Origin of the sequence: Pseudomonas sp. DR208, assembly GCF_019823005.1 — a bacterium.
GTDB classification, from domain to species: Bacteria; Pseudomonadota; Gammaproteobacteria; order Pseudomonadales; family Pseudomonadaceae; genus Aquipseudomonas; species Aquipseudomonas extremorientalis.
The window spans coordinates 3261936-3280305 of sequence record NZ_CP081944.1 but is presented as its reverse complement, the minus strand read 5'-3'; the positions used below and the strand labels follow the sequence as shown (position 1 = coordinate 3280305).

General features: G+C 62.9%; 14 protein-coding genes and 1 pseudogene. 11 read left to right on the top strand and 4 right to left on the bottom strand.

Features of this window, described 5'->3' with window-relative positions; genetic code table 11:
• From K5K89_RS14905 to K5K89_RS14870, 8 genes are all read left to right on the top strand, one after another.
• Window positions 1-999, top strand: coding sequence for an acyl-CoA dehydrogenase family protein (locus tag K5K89_RS14905; protein ID WP_071488162.1), 999 nt, complete (start codon window positions 1-3; stop codon window positions 997-999).
• Complete coding sequence (locus K5K89_RS14900) at window positions 996-1754, top strand: PIG-L deacetylase family protein (protein ID WP_071488161.1); 759 nt, start codon at window positions 996-998, stop codon at window positions 1752-1754. Before K5K89_RS14905 ends, K5K89_RS14900 begins: the two co-directional genes overlap by 4 nt.
• Window positions 1751-2350 (top strand): SAM-dependent methyltransferase, encoded by a 600-nt coding sequence (locus K5K89_RS14895; protein ID WP_222539638.1) that lies wholly within the window; start codon window positions 1751-1753, stop codon window positions 2348-2350. Before K5K89_RS14900 ends, K5K89_RS14895 begins: the two co-directional genes overlap by 4 nt.
• Window positions 2347-3006 carry a glycosyltransferase gene (locus K5K89_RS14890; RefSeq protein WP_071488159.1) on the top strand — a complete coding sequence of 220 codons (660 nt, stop codon included), beginning with the start codon at window positions 2347-2349 and terminating at the stop codon, window positions 3004-3006. Before K5K89_RS14895 ends, K5K89_RS14890 begins: the two co-directional genes overlap by 4 nt.
• Before the next feature lie 178 nt (window positions 3007-3184).
• Window positions 3185-3946, top strand: coding sequence for a PIG-L deacetylase family protein (locus tag K5K89_RS14885; RefSeq protein WP_093121133.1), 762 nt, complete (start codon window positions 3185-3187; stop codon window positions 3944-3946).
• A 246-nt stretch (window positions 3947-4192) separates the two neighbouring features.
• Window positions 4193-6604 (top strand): autotransporter outer membrane beta-barrel domain-containing protein, encoded by a 2412-nt coding sequence (locus K5K89_RS14880; protein WP_222539637.1) that lies wholly within the window; start codon window positions 4193-4195, stop codon window positions 6602-6604.
• A 131-nt stretch (window positions 6605-6735) separates the two neighbouring features.
• Entirely contained in the window at window positions 6736-7764 is a 1029-nt protein-coding gene (locus tag K5K89_RS14875) for an alpha/beta fold hydrolase (RefSeq protein ID WP_222539636.1), read from the top strand.
• On the top strand, window positions 7764-8243 hold the full coding sequence (locus K5K89_RS14870) for a cytochrome P460 family protein (RefSeq protein ID WP_222539635.1): 480 nt from the start codon (window positions 7764-7766) through the stop codon (window positions 8241-8243). Before K5K89_RS14875 ends, K5K89_RS14870 begins: the two co-directional genes overlap by 1 nt.
• A gap of 203 nt (window positions 8244-8446) precedes the next feature.
• Here the strand turns inward: K5K89_RS14870 and K5K89_RS14865 are convergent, their stop codons facing one another.
• On the bottom strand, window positions 8447-9844 hold the full coding sequence (locus K5K89_RS14865; protein WP_222539634.1) for an amino acid permease: 1398 nt from the start codon (window positions 9842-9844) through the stop codon (window positions 8447-8449).
• A 58-nt stretch (window positions 9845-9902) separates the two neighbouring features.
• Window positions 9903-10937 (bottom strand): histone deacetylase family protein, encoded by a 1035-nt coding sequence (locus tag K5K89_RS14860; RefSeq protein ID WP_222539633.1) that lies wholly within the window; start codon window positions 10935-10937, stop codon window positions 9903-9905.
• A 121-nt stretch (window positions 10938-11058) separates the two neighbouring features.
• Between K5K89_RS14860 and K5K89_RS14855 the strand changes: the two genes are divergently transcribed.
• The 3 genes from K5K89_RS14855 to K5K89_RS28800 all read left to right on the top strand — a co-directional run bounded on the left by K5K89_RS14855 (window position 11059) and on the right by K5K89_RS28800 (window position 15551).
• On the top strand, window positions 11059-11550 hold the full coding sequence (locus tag K5K89_RS14855) for an Lrp/AsnC family transcriptional regulator (protein WP_058426187.1): 492 nt from the start codon (window positions 11059-11061) through the stop codon (window positions 11548-11550).
• Between the two features lie 174 nt (window positions 11551-11724).
• Window positions 11725-13887, top strand: coding sequence for a TonB-dependent siderophore receptor (locus tag K5K89_RS14850; RefSeq protein ID WP_222539632.1), 2163 nt, complete (start codon window positions 11725-11727; stop codon window positions 13885-13887).
• 167 nt (window positions 13888-14054) lie between these two features.
• Window positions 14055-15551, top strand: a complete 1497-nt coding sequence (locus tag K5K89_RS28800) for a methyl-accepting chemotaxis protein (protein WP_222539631.1) — start codon at window positions 14055-14057, stop codon at window positions 15549-15551.
• Between the two features lie 31 nt (window positions 15552-15582).
• Here the strand turns inward: K5K89_RS28800 and K5K89_RS14840 are convergent.
• Both K5K89_RS14840 and K5K89_RS14835 read right to left on the bottom strand, forming a co-directional pair.
• Window positions 15583-17460: pseudogene (locus K5K89_RS14840) on the bottom strand (FUSC family protein); the annotation flags it as partial.
• Entirely contained in the window at window positions 17460-18368 is a 909-nt protein-coding gene (locus K5K89_RS14835; RefSeq protein ID WP_222539630.1) for an HlyD family secretion protein, read from the bottom strand. The gene K5K89_RS14835 and the pseudogene K5K89_RS14840, both read right to left, overlap by 1 nt.
• Between the last annotated feature and the right edge of the window lie 2 nt (window positions 18369-18370).

Below are 18370 nucleotides of genomic sequence, written 5' to 3'. Positions count from 1 at the left end.
ATGGCTCTGCATGGATTCCTTCAAGGCTTCCAGGGCTATGCGGACACGCAAGCCCTGGGCGACGCCCTGAAGGCCCTTCAGGAAGAAGGCCTGGACCAACTGCCGTTGCCCGGCGGCGGTCAGACCCTGGCGCGATTCAGTCGCCTGGCGCAGGTGGCGGGTCATGACCTGCGCCTGTGCAAGCTGTTCGAAGGCCACACCGATGCCCTGGCAATCATTGCCGAGCTCAACTCCCCACTGCCGCCCCTGGGCAGCACGTGGGGCATGTGGGCCGCCGAGCCGCCAACGGCGAAGGTGCGCGTGCGCCAGGAGGGCCATCGCCTGCGGGTGCAAGGCCGCAAGGCCTGGTGCTCCGGCGCGGCGGTGGTGAGCCATGGGTTGTTGACCGCCTGGGACGAAGACGATCGCCAGCAGTTGGTGGCCGTGCACATGGATCAACCCGGCATTGTGGTCACGGATGAGGGGTGGAACGCGGTGGGTATGGCGGCCACCGGCAGTGTGGAAGTCGTGTTCGACGGGGCCTGGGGATTGGCGGTGGGCGGACCGGGGGATTACCTCGCCCGCCCAGGCTTCTGGCAAGGCGGTATCGGTATCGCCGCCTGCTGGTACGGCGCCGCGCAACGCCTGGCTGAGGTCTTGCGCGCGCAGTGCAGTAAACGCCCGGAACCCCACGCCATGGCTCATCTAGGCGCCGTCGACAGCGCACTGAACAGCGCCGCCTGTGTGCTACGTGCCAGCGCGGCACAGATCGACCTTGAGCCCAAGGCTGACGCCCGGCAATTGGCCCAGCAGACGCGGGCCTGTATCGAAGACACGGTTGAACAGGTCATACGCCATGTCGGGCGCGCCGTCGGCGCCGGTCCTTACTGCAAGGACCCGCACTTTGCCCAGTTGATGGCAGACCTGCCGGTGTATGTACGCCAGAGTCATGCCGAACGCGACTTGGCCGGGCTCGGAGAGCTGGTGGCCGGTGAACCCACAGGGAGGTGGCAGTTATGAGACCCAATCCAATCGTTGGCCAGGGCACGCCGCTGCATCACTGGCAGGCCTCGCCTAAAATGGCCGATTTACCGTCGATCAGCGTCGAGCAGTTGGTGCCCGCCGGCCACCGTGCGGTGATCATCGCACCACATCCGGATGATGAAGTCCTCGGCTGCGGCGGCCTGATGCAGGGCCTGGCGGCACTGGGTCGGCCGATCCAGCTGATCTCAGTCACTGATGGCAGCGCCAGCCACCCCGGTTCACAGCGTTGGCCGGTGGAACGTCTGAGCGTAGTGCGCCCGCAGGAATCGGCACAGGCCCTGCACCGCTTGGGGTTGCCGCTGCACAGCCTGAAATGGCTGCGCGCCGGTTTTACCGACAGCCAGGTGGCGGCGCGGGAACAGGAACTTGTAGGGTTTATCCAGCGCTACCTCAAACCTACCGACGTAGTGTTTACCACCTGGCGCGAAGACGGCCATTGCGACCATGAGGCCGTTGGGCGTGCAAGCGCCCAGGCCTGCACGGCGGTCGGCGCTACCCTGTATGAGCTGCCGGTGTGGACCTGGCACTGGGCAACGCCCGAAGACAGCGGGGTGCCCTGGCACCGTGCACGCAAGATTCCGCTGACCTGTGAAGCCGTTGCCCGCAAACGGCATGCCATCCACGCCTTCGCCAGCCAACTGGAAGGCGACCCGCAGATCGGCCTCGCGCCGGTGCTGGCGCCCTATGTGGTGGAGCGTCTGCTGCAACCCTTTGAAGTGGTATTTGTATGAGTGTGGCCACGCCTTACTTCGACCAACTGTTCGCCGACAACGATGATCCCTGGGCCTTTCGCCAACGCTGGTATGAGCGGCGCAAACGTGCGCTGACCCTGGCGATACTCACGCGGCCACGCTACGCCTCGGTGTTCGAACCCGGCTGCGCCAATGGTGAGCTGAGTTTCGAACTGGCACCGCGATGTGATCGCCTGCTGTGCTGCGACACCGCCGCGGCCGCCGTGGCCCTGGCGCGCACTCGCTTGCTGGGGTTCCCCCAGGCCCAGGTGCAGCAGTGCCGCTTGCCCGAACAGTGGCCGGCGGGCCAGTTCGAGCTGATCGTATTGAGCGAGTGGTGCTACTACCTCGACGCCGATGACCTGCGCCAACTGATCGATCGCGTCCGCACCGCGCTGACCGCCGACGGCCAACTGCTGGCCTGTCACTGGCGCGCGCCTATCGACGGTTGCCCGCAAACCGCGGAGCAGGTACACGCCCTGCTCCAGGAACGCCTGGACATGCCTCGCGTCGCCAGCCACCACGAACCTGATTTCCTGCTCGACCTCTGGAGCCGCGACGGCACCTCGGTCGCCACCCTTGAGGGCCTGCGATGATCGGCATTCTGATCCCGGTGCATAACGAAGAGGCGTTGCTCGGCGACTGCCTGGAAGCCGCGTTGGTCGCCGCCCGCCATCCTGGCTTGCTCGGCGAAACCGTGACTATCCTGGTGGTGCTCGACAGCTGCAGCGATGCCAGTGCCGCCATTGCCCAGGCCTACCCGGTGCAGTGCCTGGAAGCCCAGGCGCGCAACGTGGGGCATGTGCGTGGCGTGGGTGCGCGGCATTTGCTCAATCAGGGCGCACGCTGGATCTCCTGCACCGATGCCGACAGCCGGGTAGCCCCCGACTGGTTGGTGGCCCAATTGGCGCTGGAGGTGGACGCGGTGTGCGGCACCGTCACGGTCGATGCGTGGAGCGAGGGTTTCGACCCCGTCGCGCAGATTCGCTACCACCAGGGCTACGAGGCGCGCGACGGTCATCGGCATATACACGGGGCCAACCTGGGGGTGAGCGCCGGTGCGTACGTGCGCGCCGGTGGTTTCGAGCCGTTGGCGTGCCATGAGGATGTGCAATTGGTGCGCAACCTGGAACTATGCGGCGCCTCCATCGCCTGGAGCCACGGCCCGCAGGTGATTACCAGTGCGCGCCTGGACGCCCGTGCACAAGGGGGATTCGGTGATTACTTGAAGAGCCTGATGCACGCCACTTGAAAAAACGCCGTTACCGAATGTGAAACCGAGCAATCCTTGTCTATGCTGAGAACGCCTTGCTGGCATTCCAGGGTTGGGATGCCATGCAGCCACTGCGGCGGAGCCTGTGGTGGAAACAAGAGAGTCGTCCCGTCAACGGGGCACGACCCCGCATCAACCGACAAGGATGTGACACCCCATGAAGCTTGCTTCCTTAAGCGACGGCCGCCGCGGCCCCGCGCAAGTCTGGAACAGCGCCCCGCAACTGGCGCTGATCCCCCCCGTTACGCCCTCCTCATTAGTGCCGCCTGGCGCACGCGTGGTGATCATCGCGCCTCATCCCGGCGATGAAGTGCTGGCCTGCGGCGGCTTGCTGCAATTGCTCAGCACGCTGGAACACCCGCTGCAACTGATCTCCATCACCGACGGCAGCGCCAGCCATCCTGGGTCCAACGTGTGGCCGGCGAGCCGCTTGAGCGTGGTCCGCCCCCAGGAAAGCGCTGAAGCCCTGCGCCGCCTGGGCATGCCGCTGCACAGCCTGAAGTGGATTCGCGGTGGTTTCTGCGACAACGCCCTCGCCGCCCGCGAGCCGCAACTGAGCCAATTCATTGCGCGTTACCTGCAGCCCGGCGACGTGGTGTTCAGCACCTGGCGCAACGACGGCAATGATGACCATGACGCGGTCGGTCGTGCCAGTGCCAAGGCGTGCAGCCTGGTGGGCGCGCAGTTGCACGAACTGCCAATCTGGGCCTGGCACTGGCCTGCTCGCGAAGGCGCGCTCATCCCCTGGCAACGCGCGCGCAAAGTACGCCTGGACACCTGGACCGTGGCGCGCAAACTCCACGCCGCCCATGCCTATGCCAGCCAGTTGGCCGGTGACCCGCAAATCGGCTTGCCGCCCATACTGGCCCAGGTGCTGCTGGAACGAATGCGTGAGCCTTATGAAATCGTGCTGTCCTGACACCCAACTCGTTCATACCTGTTAATTCTGACAGTGGCGGCCTGGCGAATGGGTGGCTAGGGTGGAAAAAGCGCTGCACCACGTCAGGTGCAGTCGAGAAAGCCATGCCAACCCTTTGCATTGGCCGGTGTTTTCAGAACGGGTAACCCGCTGTCCCTGCTCCGTATCGCGCATCACGTTGTCATGGTCTGGCCCACACTTGCCTTTGCAGGCACGGGCAACCATCACCTCGAGCGAGGAGCGATCATGCGCGTACGGACACTCTCCTGGTTGTACCCGATTGTCATAGCGGTATGGCCGCTGGCCTCTTATGGGGCCTGCACGATCAACAATACGGCCGGCGATGACATCTCCACCTGCGACAGCGACTCAGCACCAGGCTTTACCGACACTGGGGGCAACAACACGCTCAATGTTTCCGGAACGGGTCAGGTGAACGGCAATGTAACGTTTGGCGGGGGGGTAGATAAGGTGGAGATCAGCGGCGGTCAGGTCGGCGCTATCAGCCAGGGGGCCGGTATCGACAGCTATGCCCAGAGCGGCGGCACTGTAGCGTCCGTGGCTCAAGGCGACGGTCGGGATACCTTCAGAATGAGCGGTGGCACCATCACAGGCGCCTTCGAAGACGGCGACGATGCCAAAATGACCGGCGGCACCATCGGCCGCGTCGACATGAAACTCGACAACAACATCTTTGATATGTCGGGTGGCCGCATCATCGGCAACCTGGTCACCGGCTTAGGCAACGACACCATCCTGATCTCGGGCACCGCATTTGTGGGCGGCAACATCAGTGTCAGCGGCGGTGACGACCACGTGACCGTCTCGGGCGGTGAGGTGAACGGGCAGATCCTCCTCAGTTTCGGCAATGACGACTTCATCTGGACCGGCGGCAACCTGCATTCGTTTGTGCTGATGGGTGCGGGGGATGACACGGCACTGCTGCAGAATCTGACAAGCGCTCAATTGGCGGCAGCGCAACTGGTGGACGGCGGCCTGGGCAACGACAAACTTACCCTGGACAACACCAAGGCCGGGGACCCTGGCCTGCTGCCCAACTGGGAAACCATCCAGCTGGACAACGGTTCCGAACTGACGCTGAGCGGTACGACGCTCAAGCTGGGTGACAGCGGCTCCGGTACCGGCACGCTGGGGCTGGATGGCACGAGTACATTGCTGGTCGGTACCGGGGTCATCGAAGCCTTTACCGCCGGCCAATTGGTGAGCGTCAGCAACAGCGGCCTGATCGACATGACCACGGGCAGTTCCAGCCCCAACGATACACTGACCCTCAAGGGCAATTACACCGGCAATGGCGGGCGCCTTGCACTGCAAAGTGTTCTGGGGGGCGACGGTTCGCCCAGCGACAGGTTGGTGATTGACCAAGGTGTCATTGGGGGTAGCACAGCGATCAGCGTGACCAACCTGGGGGGAGCGGGCGCGGCGACGCTGCAGGATGGTATCCAGGTGGTGCAGGCCCTTAATGGTGCCTCCGGCAGTGCCAACGCCATCACCCTCGCCGCCCCGGTCTCCGCGGGTGCGTTCGACTACCGCCTGTTCAAGGGCGGTGTAACCGCAGGCACGGCAGAGAATTATTACCTGCGCTCCACTGTCCCGGTGCAGCCACCAGGCCCTGAGATCATCGTACCTTTACCGAGCCCGGGCGAGCGTCCCTTACCCCCTAACCCAGGGACCGAGCCAGAACCTATCTACCGCAAGGAAGTGCCGATCTACGCCGCACTGTTTCCGGCTGCCAACCAGATCGTGCTCGCCATGCTGGGGACCTATCACGAACGCATGGGGGACCAGAGCCAACAACAGAGCGGCAACGGCTTGGTCGGCTGGGGCCGAGTCTACGGCGGCAGCAGCCGTCAAGGGTTTGCTGGCACGGTGAGCCCGACGCTGGACAGCACGGTCAAGGGCTTCCAGGCAGGCAGCGATGTCTACACCGCTACCGACGACAGCGGGCGTACCCATCGCGTGGGGCTGTTTGTGAGCCACAGTACGCTCAAAGGCAGCGTCAAGGGCTTCAACGGTGGCTGGCAAGATCTGGACGCCGGCAAGACCACCTTGCGCGCTGACAGCCTGGGAGTGTATTGGACGCTGATCGGTGCCAATCAGGCGTATCTGGACCTGGTACTGACGGGTAGCCGTTTCAATGGCAACAACGAATCGGACCGTGGCGTGAAGATGAAAACCCGTGGGCATAACATCACTGCGTCCGCTGAAGTCGGCTGGCCAGTTCAGGTCACCCAGGACTGGACGGTGGAGCCGCAGGCTCAATTGATCGTCGGCAAGACAAAGCTCGATAGCCAGAACGACGGCATTTCCGACGTCAAGTACGACGCCGATACCAGCGTCACCTCCCGCCTGGGTGTAAGGCTACGCGGTGATTACAACGTCCGTGGCATGCCGTGGCAGCCCTATGCGCGCGCGAACGTCTGGCATGCCAGCGCCGGGGACAACAGTGTGATTTACAACCGCACCACCCGGATCGATACCGAACAGAAATCCACCACCCTGGAAGTCAGCCTGGGCGCCACTGTGCAGGTTGCGCCCGATGTGAGCCTGTATGGCGAAGTCGGCTACAACCGCAATCTGGACAGCAACACTTACAACGGCCGCGAAGGCACTGTGGGTGTCAGGGTGGCGTTCTAGGTTTGTATCGCAGTGTGTACGCAGCCCGCTGCGATACACAGCCTTTAACTCGGCGGGTTTCCTGAAACAGGCCAGATACAGCCGGGCGTTCAACTGAGCACCGGCACACATCCAGCCGCAGGAGGCTCGCCATGCACGCTCAGTTGAACCGCCGCTCCACACCACTTTTCCTGGCCATTGCCCTGGCGCAATTCGGCATCCTGGGCATGGCCCACGCCGAAATGCCCGAGGCACCGACCCAGGTTGTCGCCAGTGCGCAAACCGCCTTCGGTGCCCTCAAGCACGTCAAGGCCGGCCTGCTCGATGTGGCCTACGCCGAAGTCGGCCCCGCCACCGGCCCGGCGGTGATCCTGCTACATGGCTGGCCCTACGACATTGACAGCTACGCCCAGGTCGCGCCTTTACTGGCGGCCAAGGGCTATCGCGTGTTGATCCCTTACGCACGGGGTTATGGCGACACACGTTTCCTCTCGAATGACACCCTGCGCAACGGCCAACCGGCGGCGCTGGCCAGTGATGTGATCGACTTCATGGACGCCCTGAAGATCAAGCAAGCGGTACTCGGCGGCTACGACTGGGGCGCGCGCTCGGCGGACATCGTCTCGGCATTGTGGCCGGAGCGGGTCAAGGCGCTGGTGTCGGTCAGCGGTTACCTGATCGGCAACCAGGCCGCCGGCAAGAACCCACTGCCCCCCAAAGCCGAGTTGCAATGGTGGTACCAGTTCTACTTCGCCACCGAGCGCGGCGCCGCCGGCTACCAGAAAAACACCCACGACTTCGCCAGGCTGATCTGGCAATTGGCGTCGCCGCAGTGGAAATTCGATGACGCCACATTCGACCGCAGCGCCAAAGGCCTGGAAAACCCGGATCACGTGGCAATCACCCTCTTTAACTACCGCTGGCGCCTGGGCCTGGTTCAAGGCGAGACGAAGTACGACCCGCTGGAGCAGAAACTCGCCCAGGCGCCGTCCATTGGCGTGCCGACCATCACCCTCGAGGGCGACGCCAACGGCGCCCCGCACCCGCAGCCCGAGGACTACGCCAAGCGCTTTACCGGCAAGTACGAGTTCCGCCTGATCAAGGGTGGCATTGGCCACAACCTGCCGCAGGAAGCGCCCGAGGCATTTGCCAAGGCGGTCATCGATGCGGATCACCTGTGATGAAGCGCCTGTGCATGGCCGCATTGGCCCTCGCGAGTTCGACCGGCGCCTTCGCCGACAGCGCAGCCTCGCCGATCTACGGCGTGACCATCCCCGACGGCTACCGCCAATGGGAACTGGTGGCGCCGGCCCAGGAAGCCGACCCGTTGAACGAACTGCGCGTGGTGCTGGGCAACAGCGCTGCGCTCAAGGCTTACCGGGAGGGCAGGTTGCCTTTCCCGGATGGCACCGTCCTGGCCAAGTTGGCGTGGAAACACGAGCCGTCACCGGACTTCAAGACCGCGTCCATCCCTGGCGCGGCGACCACGGTGCAGTTCATGGTCAAGGACTCGAAAAAATACGCTTCCACCGGTGGCTGGGGGTTTGGACGCTTCATCAATGGCAAACCCGCCGATGAAGCGCAGCACCAGACGTGTTTTGCCTGCCACCAGGCGTTGGTGAAAGACCGCGATTACGTCTTCACCAGGCTGGCACCCTGAAAGCCAGCCCGTTAAAGGTCTGGCGATAAGTACCCTGTGGCGAGCGGGCTTGCCCCGCGCTGGGCTGCGGAGCAGCCCCAACACCAGCGGCCGAAGAGTGCCTGATTCACCGCATGCCTCCTTCCAGGGTCGCTTCGCAACCCAACGCGGGGCAAGCCCGCTCACCACAAATGGGAGGGTATCAGCCAGATATGGCCGGTTTTTCAACGACCTTGAAAGCGCAGACCCTGAAAACGCGAAAACTGATAGGCGATTCCCAGCCAGATGAACCAGGCCGGCATCACGCACAGCGCGAGGCGCGTATCCGGCCGCAACGCCAGCAGGCCCAGTACAAACGCGAGAAACGCCAGGGCAAACCAGGCCATCGGCACGCCGCCTGGCATCTTGTAGGTGGATTGGGCGTGCAGGTCCGGGCGTTTTTTGCGGTAGGCGAGGTAGGACGCGAGGATGGTCGACCAGGTAAAAATCACCAGGATCGCCGACACTGTCGACACGATGGTGAAGGCGGTCATCACCTCCGGCACCACAAACAGCAACACCAGCCCCAGCAACATCAGCAAACTGGTAAACGCCAGGCTGATAAACGGCACGCTGCTGTTGGACAAGCGCCGGAAGATATCCGGCGCATCACCCAGGTCGGCCAGGCCGAACAACATGCGGCTGGCGGAAAACACCCCGCTGTTGGCCGACGACGCTGCCGAGGTCAGCACCACGAAGTTCACGATGCCCGCTGCGGCGGGAAACCCTGCGACGAGGAACAACTCGACAAACGGGCTCTTGCTCGGCGACACCTGCTGCCAGGAGGTTACCGCAATGATGCACGCCAGGGCCAGCACGTAGAACAGGATGATGCGCAGCGGGATCGAGTTGATTGCCTTGGGCAAGGTCTTTTCCGGCGCACGGGTTTCGGCGGCGGCCGTGCCGATCAACTCGGTGCCGGCAAAGGAAAAGATCGCCATCTGGAAGCCAGCAAAAAAGCCGAACAGGCCATTGGGAAATGCCGCCTGTTTATCCAGCAGGTGGCTCAACGAAGCGGTGACACCGGTGGGCGAGACGAACGAACTGGCGATCAGCACTCCACTCACCCCGATCAAGGTCACCACGGCGACGATCTTGATGATCGCGAACCAGAACTCCACTTCGCCGAACAGCCTGACCGTCAGCACATTCACTGCGAACAGGGTCAGCAACATGCTCACCGCCGGCATCCAGGCCGGTACATCGGGGAACCAGTACTGGAAGAAACCGCCGACCACAACGGCGTCCCCCACCACCGCCACGCTCCAGCTCAACCAGTACGACCACCCGAGAAAGAACGCCGCGCGCGGCCCCAGGTAAGCACCGGCAAAGTCGGCGAAACTCTTGAAGTTGAGGTTGGACAGCAGCAGCTCGCCCATGGCACGCATCACGAAGTACACGAACAGCCCGATGATCATGTAGATCAGGATGATCGAGGTGCCGGACAGCGCGATGATCTTGCCGGAGCCCATGAACAGGCCGGTGCCGATCGCGCCGCCCATGGCCATCAACTGGATATGGCGGTTGCTCAGGGTGCGTTGCAACGCAGGCTGTTCACACAGCCCGGGCGTGGTTGTTTTCATCACAAAACCTCTTGTTATGTTTTTGAGTTTTGGCAGAAGAAAAGTCGAGGGGTCGTTGTTATTGGCTGTGGTGTTCGAAACCGTGCAGCACGTTGACCGCATTGATGCCGATCTCATCGACCATGTAGCCGCCTTCCATCACGAACAGCGTGGGCACGCCGACGCTGGCGATAATCTCCCCCATGCGGAGGAAGTCTTCGCTGTCGAGCAGGAAGTGGCTGATAGGGTCGTCCTTGAAGGTGTCGACACCCAGGGAAATCACCAACACTTCAGGGGCGAAGCGGCGCAGTTGCTGGCAGGCGTCGATCAGGGCGGTGCGGTAATGGGGCCAGGTGGTGTTTTTCGGCAATGGGTAGTTCAGGTTGAAGCCCTCCCCAGCGCCGACGCCGCGCTCGCTGCCGGCACCGGAAAAGTACGGGTAGGACACCGCCGGGTCGCCATGCAGGGAGATGAACATCACGTCCGGGCGGTCGTAGAAAATATTCTGGGTGCCATTGCCATGGTGGAAATCCACATCCAGCACCGCCACGCGCCGGGCGCCCTGGGTGATGGCGTGCTGCGCGGCAATCGCGGCGTTGTTGAGGTAGCAGTAACCACCCATGTATTCACGGGCTGCGTGATGGCCCGGTGGGCGGCACAGGGCAAAGGCGCTGCGATGGCCTTCGTCGAGCAACGCCAGGCCGGTCAGTGCGATGTCGGCGCTGGTCTTCACCGCCTGCCAGGTGGTGCGGGTAATCGGTGAACCGGCGTCCATCGCGTAAAAACCGAGCTTGCCGTCGATGAACGCCGGCACCTGCTGGTTGGCCAGGTCGCGTACCGGCCACACCAGGGGCAAGGCGTCATGGCTGCGGCCGATGGCGGTCCATTCGGCCCAGGCGGTTTCGAGGAACGCCACGTAGCGTTCGCTGTGGGCGGCGACGTAGCAGGCCCGGTCAAAACGGCGCGGCGTGATGATATCGCCCAGGCCAACCTGACGGACCCGGTCACGCACGGTGTCGGCGCGGCTGGGTTGTTCGAACGAGGGCTTGAGCACGCCGTCCTTGAGTTCGGTGCCATGGTGCAAACGGTGGGCTTCGCTGAAAACAGTCAACATGTGAGGGCATCCGCCAATAAAAGACAGGGTCTATTTTGTTCTGGCGGCAGTGGGCTTTCTTTGCTTTTACTTACGGCACTGTTAGGTTTATCGGGAATATTTACCTCAGCGGCGCATGATTATGAAAAATAAAACCAAACAGGTCGTTCTTGACGACACCGATCTCGCCATCCTCGCCCTGTTGCAGCAAGACGCCAGTATTTCCAACGCGCAGTTGAGTGAGCGCCTGTCCCTGAGCCTCACGCCCTGCTGGCGCCGACGCAAGCGCCTGGAAGAAGAAGGCGTGATCAAGGACTACCAGGCCAACCTCGACCGCAAGATGCTCGGGCTGGACATCCTGGCGTTCGTGCATGTGCGTTTTGCGATCCATACCGACCATGCGCCCGACGCTTTCGAGGCCGTGGTGAAGGAACTGCCGCAGGTGTTGTCGTGCCACAAGATCACCGGGGATGCCGATTACCTGTTGCAGGTGCTGGCCGAAGATCTGGACAGCTACAGCGAGTTCGTCGAGAGCGTGTTGCGGCGCCAGTTAGGGATTGCGTCGATTCAATCGAGCCTGGCGCTGAGGGAGGTCAAGGCGACGAGTCGGGTGGCGATTCCACAGCGCGAATAACCGGCGCATTTCAGGGGGGCGATGTGGCAAATCGCCGCCACTGCGATGTGAAAAATTCGTTAACTAATTCTCCCTGAAGGCTTTTTCCTGCAAGAACAATCTGCCAGACTAATGCGAATAATTATCAACAGATTTATTATTCGCCAGGGACGGCGTTCGGGGAGAGTCAGTTCCATGTCTGTGCAACAACACGGCGGTAACGTTTTTTCACCCAGCCTGATGGCATTGGCGGTCTGTCTGGCCAGTTCTTCCGCGGTCTTTGCCGCCGATACCCAGGCACCGGCCGCCCCCCTTGAGTTGGGCGCCACGCAAATCTCCGGCGAAGAGCAACTGGGCGAAACCACTGAAGGCACCCAGTCCTACACCACTGGCGCGATGAAAACGGCAACCAAGCTGCCGTTGACCATGCGCGAAACCCCACAGGCCGTCACCGTCATTACCCGCCAGCGGATGGATGACCAGGCGATGACCAGCATCAACGATGTGGTCAAGGCCACCCCGGGTTTGTTCCTGAATTTTTCCAGTGGCCCTGGCCGGCAGTCCTACACGTCACGCGGCTTCGACATCGACAACCTGATGTATGACGGCATCCCCAGCGGCTACAACGGCGTCACTGTCGGCGCACAACCGAACCTGGCGATGTTCGATCGCGTCGAAATCGTGCGCGGCGCCACGGGCCTGGTCACCGGCGCGGGCAACCCTTCCGCCGCCATCAACCTGGTCCGCAAGCGCCCACTGGACGAGCAGAAAGTCACGCTGACCGGCGCCGCTGGCAGTTGGGACGACTATCGCGGCGAACTCGACGCCTCCAGCCCGCTCAACGACAGCGGCACCTGGCGCGGTCGCGTGGTTACCTCGTACCGCGATGCCAACAGCTTCATCGACAACGCCGAGGAGTATCACGGCCTGTTCTACGCCGTCACCGAAGCCGACCTGAGCGAAGACACCACCCTGACCCTGGGTTTCTCCAACCAGAAGGACAAGACCAATTACTTCTGGGGCTCGTCGATGGTCGGCCTGGATGGCCATCACCTTAACCTGCCGCGCTCCTACAACCCCGGCACTGACTGGGAAAACAAGGACCAGGAGATCAACACCGTATTCGCCGAACTGCGCCAGCAACTGGCCAACGACTGGAAACTGCAAGTCAACGCCAACTATGCCGAACAGAACGCGTTGTTCTCCGGTTCCTACCAGTCGCGCTGGGTCGCCAACACACTGGCGCGCACGGTCTACCAGGCGGCCTACGATGAAAACCAGGCAGGTGCCGACGTCTTCGCCAGCGGCCCCTTCCAGGCGTTCGGGCGTACCCATGAACTGGTGGTAGGCGCCAGCCGGCGCATCTACGACATGACCACCCACAACTACAGCCCCTACAACACCAACTGGCCGCTCACAGCGGGCAAACCTGACTTCGTCCATACCACCAATGACCGTGACGTGACCACCCAGGATGGTGTCTACGTCACTACCCGCCTGAACCTGGCCGACCCGTTGAAGCTGATCCTCGGGGGGCGCCTGGACTGGTACGACTACGACGCCCATGGCAGCAACACCGGCGACTACAAGGTCACCCGCAACCTCACCCGCTACGCCGGCCTGATCTACGACCTGGACGACCACCACTCGGTGTATGTCAGCTACAGCGACATCTTCACGCCCCAGAGCGAAAAAGACACCTCCGGTAGCCCGCTCAAGCCCATCGTCGGCAAGAACTACGAGGTGGGTATCAAGGGTGAATACCTGGGGGGTGCGCTCAACGCGAGCGTGGCGCTGTTCCGCGTCGACCAGGAAAACCGTGCCGTCGGCGTGACAGTCGCAAACTGCCCGCAGGCCTCCTGCTCTGTGGCCTCCGGCGAGATTCGCAGCCAGGGCATCGACTTCGAACTGCAAGGCGCCCTGACCGAGAACTGGCAGGTCGGCGGTGGCTACACCTACGCGCGCACGCACACCATCAAGGACGCCGCCAACCCGCAGAAGGTCAACAAGCAGTTCGACACTGACACCCCGGAGCACCTGTTCAAGCTGACCACCAACTACCGCTTCCAGGGCCCGTTGGAAAAACTCCGCGTGGGCGGCAACGTCTCCTGGCAGAGCCGCATGTACAACGACTTCAAAGTCGCGGATGGCAGCACCTACCGCCTGCAGCAGGGCGCCTATGCCGTCACCGACCTGATGGCCGGCTACCAGGTCAACCAGCACCTTGACCTGCAGCTCAACGCCAACAACATCTTCGACCGCCGTTACTATCAGTCCATCTCCAACTCCGTGAGCTATGGCGGTGACTCCTACGGTAACCCACGCAATATGATGCTGACCGCCAAGTACAGCTTCTGACCGCCCTCCGAACCACGGCTATCCGCCCGGGTAGCCGCCCCTAAAGTCCCGCCTACCGATGCCGATACACGTTTGGCATCACTGAATCCAATAACAATCAAAAACACCTGATTCGCTCCACCCTGCCCTTCGCTTTGTTCCGGCCAGACCACATGGAGTAAGTGTGAATGCCCACCCGCACGCGTTTTTCCGAGCACTACCGTAAAGCCGACCGCATCATGCTGGCGCTGGTCTGGCTGATGTTCCTGTTTTCCCTGGGCCTGGCGTTCTGGCACGACACCCTGGTGCAGGCCGTGTTAGTCGGCGGTAGTACCAGCGTGGTGCTGACCGCGCTTTACCGCGCCATCGGTGGTACCCGTGTCATGCGCTGCGCGCTCGGCGCGGGCTTGATGGTCATGGCGGCATTGCATATCAACCAGGCCCAGGGCTTGATCGAAGCGCACTTCGGCATCTTCGCGTTGCTCGCGGTGCTGACGTTTTACCGTGACTGGCTGCCGATCCTGGTGGCGGCGGCCACCATCGCCGTGCACCATGTGGTTTTCCATGCGCTGCAACATCAAGGCTTTCCAGTGTTCGTGATGGAACACCACGGCGGCTGGACCATGGTGTTCGTGCATGCGTTCTACGTGGTGATGGAAACCGTCGCCCTGCTCTACCTGGCCGTGCACAGCCAGGCCGAAGCGGTCGAGAGCCAGGAAATGCTCGAGAAGATGCTGGCGGTCACTTCCCAGCTCACCGTTGAAACCGCCCAAGGCGACCAGGGCAAGACCCACGTCTCCCTCGCCAAGCGTTTCGACCATTTTCTGCATCAGTTGACCGGCCTGATCGACGGCGTCGCCCGTGACTCCCACGGCCTTGGCCAACTCGGCCAGGAACTGGCCAGCGCCAGCGGCACCCTGGAAAAAGGCGCACGGCACCAACTGGCGCAAATCACCGAGATGAGCGGCTCGATGCAGCGCATGGAAGACGCCATGGGCCACATTGCCGTGCACGTCGAGCAAGCGGTGGATCATGCCGGCAAGGCCAGCCAACAGATCCTGCGCGGCCAGGAAAGCGTCGGCCGCGCCCAGCAGGAAATCACCCAACTGGCCACCCGCCTCAGCGGCACCCACGACACGGTGCAGGGCCTGGCCCTGCAAACCGAACAGATCGGCACCGTGCTTGAAGTGATCAGCAGCATTGCCAACCAGACCAACCTGCTGGCCCTCAACGCCGCCATCGAAGCCGCCCGCGCCGGCGAGCAAGGCCGTGGTTTCGCCGTGGTTGCCGACGAAGTGCGCAACCTGGCGCAACGCACGGCGGTATCCACCCAGGAAATCAAAACCATCATCGAAGGCCTGCAACACGGCAGCCGGCAGGCGGTGCAAGCCATGCATGATAGCCGCGAGGGCGTAGAGCGCTGCGTGGAGGACAGCCAGGTGGCCGTTGACATGCTGCGCGCAGTGGGCGACGACATCGCCCACATCGATGACCTCAATGGCCGTATCGTGACCACAACCCGCGAGCAGACCACGGCGAACCTGGAGATTGTCGGGCGTCTGCAGTCGGTGCAGAGCATTGCACAAAGCACCGCGGACGATGTGGAAACCCTGGCACGCAGCAGCGAGCGGTTGCCGCCGATCGCGGTGCGCCTGGATGCGTTGGGGCGCAGGTTTCATCAATGATGTCTGGTTTGTCAGCAGCGCCCGCAAGGTTTGCATAGTGCGCCAACAGGCGGGCAACCACCTGGTACCGCTCAGCCAGACCAGGCTCACCGAGCCGCCCCAACGCGTTCGCCGTCCGCCGCGCCTGAAGTGCGTTGATTGCAGGGTGACCGGCATACCGGGCCAGGCGATAAGCACCGCGATCTGCGCATTGTGCAATCGAGGTTCCTGGGACCAGCAGCCTGGCGGCGTTATGCAGCCGCTCCAGGCTGCGCCCCAGTTCGAGTGACAGATAGCCCAGTGCATCGACTGGCGAGTCATCCGTGCCCGACAACGCCCGCAATGAGACCAGCCGATGCTGCTGCCTGGCGTGCCACTTCGACAGGTTCATACGTCCCCCGGCACGCAGTAGTCGCAAGATGTCCCGATGAAGCGCGTGCTGTAGGGCACGCACATGGCTGCCGGGTTTCCTCGGCAGGATCTGGAACGCCAACATACAGATAGCCATCGCCACCAACCAGGCGAGCGCCTGATTGGCGAAGTCGATGAAATCGTAATGGGCCGTGCCGCCGGTGCCGACCAGCGTGTTGAACGCAATCAGGTAGGCAATGCCTTGCAGGGCATGGCGCGGCTGGGTGGTAGCCTGGATACCCCATACCCAGAACACGCTCAATACAACGCTGAGCAGCGCAAAACCATTGATCTGAGGCAGCAGCAGAAACTTGCAGGCAGCCGCCGCCACAATGCCGTAGAGCGTGCCCCTGAGGAAGCCGTCAAGCCCTCGGGTGGGCGCCGGGTGGGTCGCCAGCAAGGTGCAACACGGCCCCAACACCGCCAGCAAGGTCGGGCCCTGGTCCCAGCCCGTCAGGTACCACACCGCGCCGGTCACCAGGGTGGCGGCCAAGGCGCGGACCCCATTGCGCAGCGCATCGCCATAATGACGATGGAAAGCTACCGTCCGTACAGGCGGCGGGGTGGCGCTTTCAAGGCTGGCAAAACTCGATAAGGCGCCGGACAGGTCCGCCAATGCCTCGGCCAACCCATCCGGGGATTCACTTTCATGCTCAAGAACGCCTTGCAGGACGCTGACCCGCGCGGCAGCCGTGACGAAATCGAAGGGGATCTGCGCCAGTTGTTCAAGGGCCTGGCCCGCTCCAACGCACGCGGGCAACGGGGGCAGGCTTGGAGTGACCAGCACGGCGGCCTGCAAATGCGCCAGCCCACCCTGGAGCGTCTTGAGCCTGGAACGAATCAGGTACGACTCACCTCGCCCGATCCCGAGCAGTTCATCCACCTTATTGATATCGAGGGCGAGTTGCGCGGGGTCGCCTGCGTCGCCCTTGAATCGAAGGGCCAGTAACCGTAGCGTGCGCGTGGAAACGTCCCCAAGCGCCTGCTTCAGTTGTGCCTCGACCGTCTTGCGCCCCAGCAGCGAGGCCACCAGGCTCAGGCTCAAGACCCCAAGGACCACCGCCGTTCCCCGTGTGACGATGTGATCGAAGCCTTGCTCAGGCGCAACGATGGCAGGGCCAAGGGCAAGGCAAACGGTATAGCCCGCAACCACGGCCGCCGTGGCGTGATAGTGCCGCAGCAGGGTCATGGCTGCGACACACAGCCCCAACCACACGCCGATCCCCAGAATGAACAGCAGCATCTGTTGGGCGAACATCCCTATCAGGATCACGGCAACGGCCAACCCCAGCAGGGTACCCACGACGCGCATCACACCTTTGCCCACCACCGCGCCCTGGATCGGATGAATCAGTAGCAACACCGTCGACGCTGCCGAGAACGGCGAGTCCAGGTGCAATTGCAAACCCAGCCACAGTGCCAGCACGGCCGCTACCACACTGCGGCCCACATAGCCCAAGGTATCCCGGGTCCATGGCCGCGGCAGCGCGGCCAACCAGCACCACACATGCACGGCCATCACATGAACGCCTGCAGCCAGCGCGTGAGCCGCCAACGCGCGTCGGCATTTGCCTGGCCGACTTCAATGCTCGCCGTCATGCCCGCCGCCAACTCCACTCCCTGTGGCACGCTGTCCAACTCGATCCGCACAGGCACGCGCTGGGCCAGGCGTATCCAACTGAACGTCGGTGCCACCTGGGGCAAGCCGCTGTCACCACGCAGCTCGTTAGTGTCGGCGATGCCCCGGCCAATACTGGCGACATGCCCTTGAAGCAGCGGCGCAAACCCCATCAGTTTGATCGACGCCGGCGCGCCCAACAGCACGCCAGGCAGCTTGGTTTCTTCAAAATAGGCGGTCACCCAGAAACTCTGGCTGTCGACCACATAAATATTGGTGCTGCCCGCCACGGCGTAGTCACCCGGTTGAAGCCGAAGTTGCGTCACATACCCTTCGACCGGCGAACGCACGGCAGTGCGCCCCAGGTCGAGCTGGGCCTGGGCCAACTGGCTGCGCGCCGCGTCCAGCCGGGCTTTGGCCACAGCCAATTCCTGGGCGGCGTTGTCGGTTTCTTCCCGTGCAATCGCATCGCCGAGTTGGCTGCGGCGCCTGAACTGCGCAGTGCGCTGCTCGAAAATACTGCGAGCCTCGGCCAGCTCCGCCATGCGCTGTTGCTGGGCGATCTGGTAGGCACGCTGATCGATCTCATACAGCAATGCACCTTTGGCAACCCATTGGTTGTCGCCCACCAGCAAGCGTTCCACCTGCCCGGACACCTCGGGCGCAATGTGGATGACCTGGGCGCTGACCCGCCCATCCCGCGTCCAGGGCGCCAGCACATAGGCGTGCCACAACTGCATGCAGAACAACAGGGCAACCAGCCCCAACCCCAGCGTCACAGCCATCTTGAACAGTTTATTGAGCGTCATGG

Coding starts and splice junctions, on each gene's coding strand:
- K5K89_RS14905 (WP_071488162.1), top strand. CDS start 1: ATGGCTCTGCATGGATTCCTTCAAGGCTTCCAGGGCTATGCGGACACG.
- K5K89_RS14900 (WP_071488161.1), top strand. CDS start 996: ATGAGACCCAATCCAATCGTTGGCCAGGGCACGCCGCTGCATCACTGG.
- K5K89_RS14895 (WP_222539638.1), top strand. CDS start 1,751: ATGAGTGTGGCCACGCCTTACTTCGACCAACTGTTCGCCGACAACGAT.
- K5K89_RS14890 (WP_071488159.1), top strand. CDS start 2,347: ATGATCGGCATTCTGATCCCGGTGCATAACGAAGAGGCGTTGCTCGGC.
- K5K89_RS14885 (WP_093121133.1), top strand. CDS start 3,185: ATGAAGCTTGCTTCCTTAAGCGACGGCCGCCGCGGCCCCGCGCAAGTC.
- K5K89_RS14880 (WP_222539637.1), top strand. CDS start 4,193: ATGCGCGTACGGACACTCTCCTGGTTGTACCCGATTGTCATAGCGGTA.
- K5K89_RS14875 (WP_222539636.1), top strand. CDS start 6,736: ATGCACGCTCAGTTGAACCGCCGCTCCACACCACTTTTCCTGGCCATT.
- K5K89_RS14870 (WP_222539635.1), top strand. CDS start 7,764: ATGAAGCGCCTGTGCATGGCCGCATTGGCCCTCGCGAGTTCGACCGGC.
- K5K89_RS14865 (WP_222539634.1), bottom strand. CDS start 9,844: ATGAAAACAACCACGCCCGGGCTGTGTGAACAGCCTGCGTTGCAACGC.
- K5K89_RS14860 (WP_222539633.1), bottom strand. CDS start 10,937: ATGTTGACTGTTTTCAGCGAAGCCCACCGTTTGCACCATGGCACCGAA.
- K5K89_RS14855 (WP_058426187.1), top strand. CDS start 11,059: ATGAAAAATAAAACCAAACAGGTCGTTCTTGACGACACCGATCTCGCC.
- K5K89_RS14850 (WP_222539632.1), top strand. CDS start 11,725: ATGTCTGTGCAACAACACGGCGGTAACGTTTTTTCACCCAGCCTGATG.
- K5K89_RS28800 (WP_222539631.1), top strand. CDS start 14,055: ATGCCCACCCGCACGCGTTTTTCCGAGCACTACCGTAAAGCCGACCGC.
- K5K89_RS14835 (WP_222539630.1), bottom strand. CDS start 18,368: ATGACGCTCAATAAACTGTTCAAGATGGCTGTGACGCTGGGGTTGGGG.